The following is an 11,761-nucleotide window of genomic DNA, read 5'->3' on the forward strand; positions in this document are numbered from 1 at the left end:
CTCGTCGAAAGAGCGGGGACCATAGGCGCAGATGCTCGGTCCGCCAACCGCCGCGCTTTGATCAGCCCGGCGGGTCCACAGGAATGCGCATGCTAATGCGGCGCTCAGACCATGCGGCTCAGCGCCCCAAAAAAGGCGACGATCTCGGCATCGAGCCGATCGTCGACCGGTTCCGACTGCGACGACATCTTGGCGATCACCACTTCGGTCTTCGGATCGACATAGAGCCACTGGCCATGAATGCCGATGCCGCAATAGACGCCGTTTTCGTGTCCAGTCTGGTACCATTTGTTGCGGTAACGGCCTTTGGGAAACAATGGCCGCATCGTGCCGCGCTGCCAGGCGGCGGCACTGCCGCCGGTAGCAACCGTGTCTCGCACCCAGGCTTCCGGCACGATGCGTCGGCCATTGGCCACCCCGCCTTGCCGCATCATCTCGCCAACGCGCGCCAGGTCGCGCGGCGTCACCGAAATGCCGCCGGCGGTGCGGGCCGTGCCTTCCATGTCGACGCTGATCGAAGCGTCGCTGACGGTGCCAAGCGGCAGCCATAATTTCTCACGCATCAGGTCGGCAAAACGCTGGCCGGACGCGCTCTCGAGCAACAGACCCAGCAGGTCGGAATTGGGCGAGCGGTAGCGGAAGGTCTGGCCATGCGGCTCGGCAAGATGCTGCAGGGTCAGGATGAATTCCCGCAGGCTCTCCCTGCCGCCGCCAGGATTCCACAGCGTGGCGCGGCGGTAGCGGGCGAATGCGCTCTCCGGGTCGAGATAGGCTTCCTCGAAATCGAGGCTGACGCTCATGTCGAGCACATGCCGCACGCTCGCATCGCCATAGGCGGAGCCGGCGGCCTCAGGAATATACTGCGTCACCGGCGCATCCGGATCGAACACCCCCTCGCCTTCCAGTATGCCGGCGACGATCGCCGTCAGCGACTTGCTGATCGAAAAGATGATGTGGCGGGCGCCGAAATCCATATGCGGCGCGAACCAGTCGCCGACGATCTTGCCGCCTTTCATCACCGTCAGTGCATCGGTGCTCGAACGTACGAGAAATTCAGCCACCGTCTCCGGTGTGCTGGCGACCGTGACCTTCTCGCCGAGCAGGCCGCTCATGTCCCGGACGGGCATCTCGACACCAGCCGGCGCTGCTGCGACGCAGGCGGTAGGCACCAGTTCGCCGAGATTCTGGAACGACCATCGATTGAACGGGTTTTCGCGCCAGTTGGCGAGCACTACCTCGTTGCGGCGGAAGCCGTATCGAGTCTCGAACGCGGTCTTGCCGGTCATGGCGTTTCTTCCCATGTGTTTTTGGAGGCTGTTTCGAAAGTCGGTCCGGCGAGTCATATGGTGGTGGTTTCGAGAACCGGAGCGGAGCGGACATTCAGGCCCGAGAGCACCGGAAGCGCAGAAAACGCCGTCAGATGGCCGCTGGAGCGAGTTTCCAAACAGGCTCTCAGCTCAGTGCAGCAGCGATGGCGTGCACGGCCTTCAGCGTCGCTATGGAATAGGCGACATTGCTGAAATCCGGATAGGTCGAAAGCTTCACCACGACCATTCCGGTGTTCCAGTCGATATGGATCATCTGCCCGAACACGCCCCGGCACATCAGCGCGCGCGAGCGCGGGTCCTCGATCCAGAATTGGTTGCGATAGCTGCCCTCCGACAGGCTGGCGTTGAAGTCCGGCCCGTGTCTGCCGTTGCGCGTTGCCTCGATCCAATCGGCCGGCACGATGCCGCCGCCATTGTCGAGGATCAACTGGCCGAAGCGGCCGTAGTCGCGCAGCGTAGCGTTGAAGCCGCCATTGGCCAGCGCATAGCCGGCGCCGTCGACCGTGAAGCAGGCACTTTCATCGGCGCCGAGCTTTTGCCAGAGTTCTTCCGAAACCAGCTGCGGCAGCCGCTTGCCCGTCACGCGCTCCATGATGAAGGCAAGCACGTCGGTCTCGATCGAGCGGTATTCGAAGGCAGCACCATGCGGGCGGATCGTTTCCTTCAAGCCCAGGATCAGTTCGAACATATGCGAGGGCCAGCGGAAATCCGGGTCGCTGTCAGGCGGCACGGGTTTCCAGCCGGTGGCGACATCGACCTGGCCGATGTCCGAATAGCGGTCGCTATATTCCTCGGAGAAACGCACCCCGCTGGTCATGTCCAACACATGCTGGACGCTGGCGCCGGCCCAGCCTGTCGCGCTGAGTTCCGGCAGGTAGTCGGTCACCGGCTTGGCCGGATCGATCAGGCCGCGCCCGACCAGTATGCCGAACACCGAACCGGTGATGGACTTCGCCATCGACTGCGACAGGTGCAGCGTGCGTTCGCCCATGCCGTTGAAATAGCGCTCATAGGCAACCTTGCCGTCCTTGAGCACCAGGAAGCCATCCGTATAGGTTTCGTCGAGCAGCCCGGCGAGCGTCGTCGGCGCGCCTGTGCTGTCTTCGACCGCCAACCCGTCGAGATCGACCTCGGCGCGCTCGAAACGGTGGCGATGGCCATTGCCGCGCCAGACTTCGGCGGTCGGCAGGAATTCGCGGATGTGCTGGAACGCCCAGCGGTTCCACGGCGGCCGGTCCCAGTCGAGCTTGGGAACCACCATGGCGGGTGGCGAGCCCTGCATGATCGGCGGCCGCGGGTCGCTGTTGCGGTAGGATAACATTGAGCCTCTCGTAAGCGCGAAGAAGGGAGGCCGATGCCCCCCTTCCGTAGGATTTTGAACCGAGCCTTATTTGCGCAGGTTGGTCCAGATCTTGTTGTAGATCTCGACCACCTCAGGCGGGCACGGTGGAACGAATTCGGCTGCCGGCGCACCTGCCGGAGGGTTGAGTTCCGGCGAATTGGCGAAATCCGCTTGCAGGAACTTGTGGCTGCCGGCAATGCCGTTGTCATAGCCAGCGAATTCCGAGATCAGCGCCGCGTTTTCCGGGGCCATGACGAAATCCTGGAACAGCTTGGCATTATCGAGGTTCTTGGCGCCTTTCAGCACCGCCACATTGTCCATCCAGCCTTCGATGCCTTCCTTCGGATAGGCATACTTGATGGCGGGGATTTTCTGCCTCGAGCGGTAGGTCGCGCCGTTCCACTGTTCCGTCACGATTACGTCGCCGGAGGTGATCTTGGTGATGGTGTCGTAGCTGAAGGTCTTCCACGACGGCTTGGCGGCCATCAGGATGTCGTTGACCTTTTTCAGATTGGCCTTGTCGGCACCGCAGCGCGGCACGCCGGCATAACGCTCGGCCGCATGCATGACGGTGTTGACGTCGTCGAGCACGTTGATCTGGCCCTTGAGCTCTGCCGGCGGGTCGAAGAGGATGCTGAGCGTGTCGATGTCGCCCTTGAACTTGTCCATGTTGACCGCGAAAGTCGTGGTGCCGAACTGCCACGGCGCGGTGTAGTGGCGGCCCTTGTCCCAATAGATGTCGACAAAACGCGGATCGATATTCTTGCCGTTCGGCATCGCGTTGGGCTCGGTCTTTTCGAGCAGGCCCTCGTCCACCATGATCTTCACGGTGTAGTCGGAGGGCACCACGATGTCGTAACCGGAATTGCCGGCGCGCACCTTCGACAACATGGTTTCGTTGGAATCGTAGTCGTCCAGCGTAACCTTCACATTGTATTGTTTCTCGAACTTCTCGATCAGCTTGGGATTGGTGTAGTCGCCCCAATTGTAGATATGCAATTCGCCATCTGCGAGCGCAGGCAGCGCCCACAAAAGCGCTGCCGTCGAAACGGCAGCCATCATCTTCCTAGACATTTTTGTTCTCCTTTGCCTTCCCATTAATTCAATTGGCGCGTCGGCGCGCGATCAGGAACGATATCGAGACGAAGAGGATCGAGACCAGCAGCAGAATGGTGGAGATGGCGTTGATCTCCGGCGTCATCGGCCGCCTGATCTGGTTCCAGATATAGAGCGGCAGTGTCGTCTGCCCTGGCCCCGCGACGAGTTGTGTGATGGTGAAATCGTCGAAGGACACGATGAAGGCGAGTGCGGCACCCGACATTATGCCGGGAACAAGTAAGGGCAGCGTCACACGCTTGAATGCATTCCAAGGCGTCGCATAGAGATCCGCGGCCGCGTATTCGAGCGTCAGGTCCATATCCTCCAACCGCGCCCGAATCGGCATGTAGGCAAAAGGAATGCAGAAAACAGTGTGGGCGAGGATGAGGTTGCCGATGCCGAAGTTCAGCCCGAACATTCCGGCGATCAGGGCAAAGAAGGACAGCGTCGCCACCGCCGTGATGATTTCCGGGACCATCAGCGGCAGGTTGATGATCATAAAGGCTGTAGACAAGCCCCGCCACGGCTTGACCCGGGTCATGCCGATCGCAGCCAGAGTGGCTGTGATCGTCGAGATGATCGTTGCGGTCACCGAAATGATCATCGTGTTCTTGGCAGCGCTGTGGAATTCCTCGTTGAGCAGCGCACTGTCGTACCAGCCGAGCGTAAGACCTTCCCACTGCGTGACCAGCGAACCACTATTCAGCGAGAAGATCATCAGGATCAGGACAGGCACGTAGAGCACGCATAGGCAGATGATGGCGATAGAGCGGAAGCCCGGCTGGTCCTTGATGTCGATATTGCGGGGATCAGCCATGTTGTATCCTCCCCGACGTGTTGCGGACGTAGAAGAAAAGGGCCACCAGCACGGCAGCCATCAGGATCAACGCCTGGGCACAGCCCAACGGCCAGTTGCGCCCGGATCCGAATTGCTGGGCAATGAGATCGCCGATCATCAGATGTATGCCACCGCCGAGGATAAGCGGGGTCACATAGGCGCCAAGGGCGGGAATGAAGACCAGCAGGCAACCGGCAATGATGCCAGGCCGCGACAGCGGGATGATCACACGCCATAGGACTTGCCGTCGTGTCGCGTAGAGATCGTACGCGGCCTCTATCAGCCGGAAGTCCAGCTTCTCCAGGCTCGAATAGAGCGGCAGCACCATGAACGGCAGAAAGGCGTAGAGCAATCCGAGTTGGATGGCGAAATTGGTGTAGAGCATCGTGATCGGTTTATCGATCACACCCAATGCCATCAGCGCATTGTTGATCAGGCCTTCGTCGCGGATGATGAACATGATCGCCAACGTGCGGACCAAAAGGTTCGACCAGAACGGGATGGTGATCAAAAGCACCCACCAATTGCGCTGCGCTGGCGCCCGCGTCGCCATGAAGTAAGCGGTGGGAAAGCCGAGCAGCAGGCAGATGACCGTCGTCACCACCGCAAACAGAAAGGAGCGCAAATAGATGATCAGGAAGTCCGGCGTGAACTGCAGCGTGTCGTCGAAAATATCGCGCTGGAACAAGAAGTTCAGATAGGCGTCGGTCGAGAATTGCCATTGTACGCCGCCATAGGGTGCCGCGACGAGGAACGAATAGACGCAGATGATGATTAGCGGCAGCACTCCGAAAATGCCGATGATGACCAGCGCCGGAACGGAGAGCAGTCGGTTGCGCCGCGCGGTGGCCTTGGCAGCCCCTGTCTCGAACAAAGCGGCTTTTGAGAGTGTGGTGGCTACCATCAGTCCCTCAACACCTGTGCGGCGTCGTTGCCGATGGCAATGCCGACCTTGTCACCCTGCTCGAAACCGCAGCCTGCACTGCGGGTGTTCTGCTGGCGAACGGTGAAGGCCTCGCCACTATCGAGACGGACCTGAATGTGTGTATCAGTGCCGAAATAGACGATGTTTTCCACCGTCCCGGAAAGGTCGCCCTTGGCGGCGGTCAGCTTGGCGTGCTCAGGCCGCACCACTATGGTGGCTTTGTCTTTCGGCTGGAAGCCTTCCGCGACCGTGGCATTGATCGTCGCGCCGGATTTGAGTGTCGCTTGAGCCTTTCCATCGCTGACGCCGGCAATTGCGGCAGTCAGGAAGTTGGTTTCGCCGATGAAATCGGCGACGAAGCGTTCCGCCGGCTTGTCGTAAATATCCCAGGGCGAGCCGACCTGCAGGATCTTACCCGATGACATCACCGCGATGCGGTCCGACATCGTTAGGGCTTCCTCCTGGTCGTGGGTGACGAAGATGAAAGTGATGCCGGTCTCGTGCTGCAGCCGCTTCAATTCGATCTGCATCTCCTTGCGGAGCTTGTAGTCGAGCGCCGACAAGGGCTCGTCGAGCAACAATACCTTGGGTTGGGGCGCGAGCGCCCGGGCCAGCGCCACGCGCTGCTGTTGGCCGCCGGAGATCTGGCTGGTGCGACGACCGGCGAGTGCTTCCATCTTGACCAGCTTCAGCATCTCGGCCACGCGCACCTTGATCCGGGCCTTCGGCTTGCCCAGCATCTCCAGGCCAAAGCCGATATTGTCGGCCACCGTCATGTGCGGGAACAGCGCATAGGACTGGAAAACGGTATTGACCGGCCGCTTGAAGGGCGGCAACGGCGCGATGTCCTGGCCATAGAGCAGGATTTCACCGGCCGTTGGAAAGTCGAAGCCGGCGATCAGCCTGAGCAACGTCGTCTTGCCGCAGCCGGATGGGCCAAGCAGCGTGAAGAACTCGTTCTCGCGGATGGATACCGAGACCGTGTCGAGGGCAGCGACCTGCCCCTCACCTGATCCGAAAATTTTGCTGACGTTTACTACTTCAATCGCATTCCGACCCGGTTTGTCCGGCACGATTACGCCTCACTGTTGACCCCGCTCTTGCTGGCGGAGCTCTTCCCCTGTTCGATGTGACCACATGGCCGGTAGGTTGGCAAGTCCGGCATTGAATCACAGTTCAGTTCATTATCTCGGCTAGCAAGCCATGCACCAGCAAGCCTCATGCCATTGTCAGGCCTGATAGGTTACCTTTCCGCCGCAGATCGTCGTCACCGGTCGCACCTTGTCCAGATCGGCCGGAGCCGTCTTCTCGATATCCGCCGACAAAACCACCAAATCGGCCATGTAACCGGGTTTCAGCGTGCCTTTGCGGTGCTCGGCGAATTCGGCATAGGCGCCCTCGACCGTATAGCCGGCAACCGCTTCACGCAGCGAGAAACTCTGGTCCGGCAGGCCTTCTGCCCAAGGTTTGCGCATCACCGCCGCTTGTATGCCCAGGATCGGATCGATCGGCGACACCGGCCAGTCGGAAGCGAACACAACGCGAGCGCCAGCATCCTTGAGCGTGCGCCAGGCATAGCTCAGCGGCCACCTCTCGCGGCCGATGCGCGAGAGTGTCGGTTCCAGCGGGAAGTTCAGCGCGCCGGGCGGATGTGGCGGCTGCATGGATGCAATGACGCCCAATTCGGCGAAGCGCGGCACGTCGGCTTCGGTAATGACCTCAATGTGCTCGACCCGATGCCGGCTGTCGCGCTTGCCATTGGCCTTTTGCGCCGCCTCGTAGCCGTCGAGAACCGCGCGTACCGCTCCGTCGCCGATGGAATGCACCGCGATCTGCAGGCCGCGCCGATCGGCCTCCACCGCGACTTGCGCGAAATGTTCTGGCGTAAACAGCGGCTCGCCGACCCAGTCCGGACGATCCGCATATGGCTCGACCATCACCGCCGTCCATGAATCGAGCACACCGTCGTAAAAAACCTTGACCATGCCCGACGACAGCCATTCCGACTTGTAGGTCGAGGCCATCGTCGATGCCTTTTCAAGCATGTCTATGTCCATGACGTTCTTGAAGTGGAAAGGAATTTTTGTGCGGCATAGCAATCGCCCCTCCTGTTCCAGGCCGGCAAGCAGCTCAAGCTGGTAGAGGTTTCCGTCCATATTCTGGATCGACGTGATGCCGTGCCTGGCGCACCATTCGAGACCGCGATGCATCAGATCGCGGTCGGCCGCCAGTTCCTCGGCCAAGGGGTAAGGCTCGGGCTCGCCGCCGGTCAGGCCAAGCCGCGTGCGGTTCTGGCCGAAGAATTCCAGGATCGGGCCGAATGCCTCGCCTTCGCGCAATTCGCCTGCGGCGAGCCCGTCGGCGCCCATGACGATTTCGTTACCCGGTCCCAATTGGCGGCCGTGCAGAAGCCCTGCTTGCTCCAGCGCCATGGTGTTCGCCCACATCGTATGGTGGTCGGAAGCCGACATGGCAAAGGGGCGGTCGGGGATCATGCGGTCGAGATGATGTCGCGTAACCGGCTCGGAAAGGATCGCATAGTCGACGCCGGCGCCGATCAGAAGCCTGGCGTTGGGCCGTGCCGCCGCAAAGGTCTGGATCGCATCGCGCAAGGCGTCGAAGCCGTGCACGCCAGCCAGATGCAGATTATCGAGTTCGGCAGCGCCGCCGAACAGATGCATGTGGGCCTCGATGAAACCCGGCAAGACCGAACCGCCCTTGGCGTCGATGACCTTGGTGGCTGGTCCCTTGAGCTGTTCGATGGAGGCGCGGCTGCCGATGGCGACGATGGCGCCGTCCTTGACGGCAACTGCCTCGGCGGCGGGATTGTCATCGTCCATGGTCAGCACGCGACCGTTGATGACGATCAGATCCGCGTTTTGACCCGCACCCGTGACTGACATCGCGACTCCGCGTTTTTGACGACCGACTGAGACCGACAACCCCGGCGTCCACAACCTGCCGCTCCACTGGAGCGGCGCTACCGGACAGAAGTGATGTCAACTTGCCGTCTTCGAGATTTCCCTTGTTATGCCAAGAGACAGCGTGGATAAAAGAATGCGACTGATTATTCGCGTTTGTCAACATGCGGAATATCGAATGTATTGTGGACAGCATGCTCCGCCTGTGTTGAGACCGGGCGGGCAACGAGGACAGCAAGCCGTGAAGCGCAGTCTTGATCGCAAAACCAGGATAGCGCTCGAACCGCGCAAGCAGCCGCGGCAACAACGGTCGAGCAAGGTGGTCGACAGGATCCTCGACGCCGCGCTGGTCTTGACACGGGAGCAAGGAACCAGGACGCCGACGACGCTCGCCATTGCGCAGCGCGCGGGCCTGTCGGTCGGTTCGGTCTACCAGTACTTTCCCAACAAGGAAGCCATTCTTCTGGACCTCGCCCGGCGCTGGCTGTCATCCTTTCCCGAGGTGATCGCGAGGCGCATCAAGGTCGCCCCGCCCACCAACCGCGAAGAGTTCCGGCGTGAAGTGCGCAAGCTCTTCAAAGACACGTCGAGGCTCTATCTCGATAATGCCACCTTGATGCCGGTGATCGAGGCTATTTCAGGCAATGCCGATCTCCGGCCGATCCAAAACGAATATGACGAGCAGATCATCGCCCTCTATGCCGCATGGCTGCAGCATGTGAACCCGGCTCTTGAAGACAAGGTCGCCAGCCGGCTTGGCGTGCTGATGATGGAGGTCGGCCATGCCTGCCGGCTTGTAGGGCTGAAAAAGGACCGCAGGACATACGACCTCATCGAGGACGATGTTGAAACCATGTGGCTCGCTCTGGTGACCCCCTATCTCAACCTTGAATGATTTCGCATTTCGAGAGGAATTTGATGAAGACTGTCTATTCGCCGCTACACGCTGGCCATGCCGGCCAGATGGAACTGGTTACGAGTGCGATCGTGCCGGGTTTCGAGAAGCCCTCGCGGGCCGAATTCATCAAGGCGCGGGTCGAAAGCGTGAGACTGGGACCGATCGTCCTGCCGCTCGAGCATGATCTTGCCGCCGCCAAGCGCATCCACAAATCAGACTATGTCGACTTCCTGCCGACGGTCTGGCCGCAATGGGTGGAAGCCGGTCTGAAGGGCACGGCGATGCCCTTCACCTGGCCGACGCGCGGCTTGCGCGGCGACGTGCCGCCGAAGCGCATCGACGCCCTGCTTGGCTACTATTCCTTCGATGCCGGCGCCACCTTCGTCGAAGGCACATGGGCCGCGATCAAGTCGTCCTATGACGTGGCGCTGACCGCTGCCGGCCTGGTCAAGGATGGCGACGCTTCCGCCTTCGCGCTCTGCCGTCCGCCCGGCCACCATGCCGGTGCAGGCTTCATGGGCGGCTATTGCTACATCAACAACGCCGCTGTCGCCGCTCAATGGTTCCGCGACCAGGGCGCTGCCCGTGTCTCCATCCTCGACGTCGACTACCACCACGGAAACGGCACGCAGGAGATCTTCTACGACCGCGCCGACGTGCAGGTCCTCAACCTGCACGGCGATCCGATGGTCGAGTACCCGTTCTTCCTCGGCCATGCCGACGAAATTGGCGCCGGCGAAGGCGAAGGCTTCAACGTCAATTACCCGATGCCCTTCGGCACCGACTGGGACGCCTGGAACGCCTCGCTCGAGCACGCCTGCGCCAAGCTTGCCGCTTACGCCCCGGATGTCGTCATCGTCTCGCTGGGTGTCGACACGTTCGAGAAGGACCCGATCAGCCAGTTCAGGCTGACGACGACAGATTATCCCAAGATCGGCCGCCGCGTCGCCAGGCTCGGCCTGCCGACGCTGTTCGTCATGGAAGGCGGCTATGCCGTGGAGGAGATCGGCATCAACGCCGTCGGCGTGCTGACCAGCTTCGAGGATCGGTAATGCCTGTCGCCCAAAAGTGTGTAGCGGTTCTGGGACAACGACAGGCATAGGTAGAAGACCACCAGGAACGGGCGGCGATGCCGCCCGGATTTCGCTCAGGTCGCGGCGCCGATGCTAGGCGCGACAACTGGCTCGGCCGGTTTGCGCGAGCGGCCGAGGTAGTAGACCCCCGCCGCCGCGATGACGCCGGTCACCAGGATACCCGCCGCCAGGACCGGCCGATACCAGAACCAGGCAATCGCAATTGTCGTCGTGCCGACCAGGATCGCCAGGAAAAAGGCAATGATGCCGGTTCCCATCCGCGCCATGCTGCCGAGGAACGGGATGACGTCGAGGATCACGCCGATCGGGCTGAGGAACAGGGCAAAGCCGATGGTCAGCAGCAAAAGGCCGGCAGCGCGCAGCAGCCAGGTGATGAGGGTGTTTGCACTGACCGCCTCGGCGAACATCTTGTCGGCGGGGACAGTGCCGGTGTCGACCATCAGCAACGCGTCGCCCGCCTCGGTCTGGTAGGGCTCGAACCGGCTGCCGGCCTGCCGTGCGACGATGCTGACCACGCCGAGCGGCGCCAGGTCGTAGCTGATGCGGTAGTCACCCAGCGCCGGCGTTGTCGTGTCTGCGCCGAGATAGACCTCGCCGTCGACGATGCTGAGCGGCCGGCTGCCGGTATACGCGGCTTTGATCGCGGCAGACTGGTCGGACGATAGCGGATAGTCCTTGTCGCCCTCGATGCGATCGAGCACCGGCGTGTCGAGATCGAAGGCGACGAGCTTGCCTTGCGGAATTTGGAAGGTGCGGCTGTGGATCGCCATCGGCGGATTCTGGTGGCCGTCCGGTTTCTTGAAATCCGACGAGTCGATCTGGCTGTCGTCCCACACCTTCGAATAGCTGTAGGTGGTCACCGTCTCTTCGTCGCCACCCAGCTTCTTGGTGGTCTCGGATTTGGATTCTTCCTTCCACTGGTACATCTCGACGCTGCGCGACAGCCGCAGCCCTTGCGCCGCAATGCCGAAATCCGGATCGGCGAGACCACTGTCCGCCGTCACCTGCCCGCTGACATGCACCAGCTTTCCGTCATTGGCGGCATCGACGCTGTCGGCGCTGGTCGAAACCACGGCACCCGCCCCTTCGGCCAGCGAGCGCGCCGTCTGTACCGCGCGGCCCTCGTTCCAGAACAGCCCGATCACCATCAACACGACCAGAAGCAGGCCGAAGATGACCCCACCGACCGCGCGCTTGATCCGCCCGAACCACGAGACCGACGCAACTTCCTGAAATGAATCGCTCATTATTTCCCCCGAAACCATTGATGCCAGAATTTGAGCTCGGCCGTTGGCCGCGCATTGAACCGATCAGTTG

10 protein-coding genes are annotated in these 11,761 nt (G+C 61.3%); 2 read left to right on the forward strand and 8 right to left on the reverse strand.

What is annotated here, in order from left to right; genetic code table 11:
- Positions 1 to 104 precede the first annotated feature (104 nt).
- From NKI20_RS05885 to NKI20_RS05915, 7 genes are all read right to left on the reverse strand, one after another.
- On the reverse strand, positions 105 to 1,286 hold the full coding sequence (locus NKI20_RS05885) for a serine hydrolase domain-containing protein (protein ID WP_352829080.1): 1,182 nt from the start codon (positions 1,284 to 1,286) through the stop codon (positions 105 to 107).
- A 166-nt stretch (positions 1,287 to 1,452) separates the two neighbouring features.
- Positions 1,453 to 2,649 (reverse strand): serine hydrolase domain-containing protein, encoded by a 1,197-nt coding sequence (locus tag NKI20_RS05890; protein ID WP_352829082.1) that lies wholly within the window; start codon positions 2,647 to 2,649, stop codon positions 1,453 to 1,455.
- Positions 2,650 to 2,715: 66 nt separating this feature from the next.
- A complete protein-coding gene (locus tag NKI20_RS05895; protein ID WP_031260861.1) occupies positions 2,716 to 3,744 on the reverse strand; it encodes an extracellular solute-binding protein in 1,029 nt (342 codons plus the stop codon).
- Between the two features lie 28 nt (positions 3,745 to 3,772).
- Positions 3,773 to 4,585: an ABC transporter permease gene (locus NKI20_RS05900; protein ID WP_352829084.1), complete on the reverse strand. Its 813-nt coding sequence runs from the start codon at positions 4,583 to 4,585 to the stop codon at positions 3,773 to 3,775.
- Positions 4,578 to 5,510, reverse strand: coding sequence for an ABC transporter permease (locus tag NKI20_RS05905; protein ID WP_023761661.1), 933 nt, complete (start codon positions 5,508 to 5,510; stop codon positions 4,578 to 4,580). Before NKI20_RS05905 ends, NKI20_RS05900 begins: the two co-directional genes overlap by 8 nt.
- Positions 5,510 to 6,604 carry an ABC transporter ATP-binding protein gene (locus tag NKI20_RS05910; protein WP_352829086.1) on the reverse strand — a complete coding sequence of 365 codons (1,095 nt, stop codon included), beginning with the start codon at positions 6,602 to 6,604 and terminating at the stop codon, positions 5,510 to 5,512. The genes NKI20_RS05905 and NKI20_RS05910 overlap by 1 nt, the downstream gene beginning before the upstream one ends.
- A gap of 156 nt (positions 6,605 to 6,760) precedes the next feature.
- Positions 6,761 to 8,434: an amidohydrolase gene (locus tag NKI20_RS05915; protein ID WP_352829087.1), complete on the reverse strand. Its 1,674-nt coding sequence runs from the start codon at positions 8,432 to 8,434 to the stop codon at positions 6,761 to 6,763.
- A gap of 259 nt (positions 8,435 to 8,693) precedes the next feature.
- On the opposite strand from NKI20_RS05915, the gene NKI20_RS05920 reads away from it, so the two are divergent.
- Positions 8,694 to 9,347 (forward strand): TetR/AcrR family transcriptional regulator, encoded by a 654-nt coding sequence (locus NKI20_RS05920; RefSeq protein WP_352829088.1) that lies wholly within the window; start codon positions 8,694 to 8,696, stop codon positions 9,345 to 9,347.
- Between the two features lie 23 nt (positions 9,348 to 9,370).
- Complete coding sequence (locus tag NKI20_RS05925) at positions 9,371 to 10,402, forward strand: histone deacetylase family protein (RefSeq protein ID WP_352829089.1); 1,032 nt, start codon at positions 9,371 to 9,373, stop codon at positions 10,400 to 10,402.
- Between the two features lie 95 nt (positions 10,403 to 10,497).
- On the opposite strand, the gene NKI20_RS05930 is transcribed toward NKI20_RS05925, so the two are convergent.
- On the reverse strand, positions 10,498 to 11,691 hold the full coding sequence (locus NKI20_RS05930; RefSeq protein WP_352829090.1) for a TMEM43 family protein: 1,194 nt from the start codon (positions 11,689 to 11,691) through the stop codon (positions 10,498 to 10,500).
- Between the last annotated feature and the right edge of the window lie 70 nt (positions 11,692 to 11,761).

The organism is Mesorhizobium sp. M0830 (assembly GCF_040319965.1).
Taxonomy (GTDB): Bacteria; Pseudomonadota; Alphaproteobacteria; order Rhizobiales; family Rhizobiaceae; genus Mesorhizobium.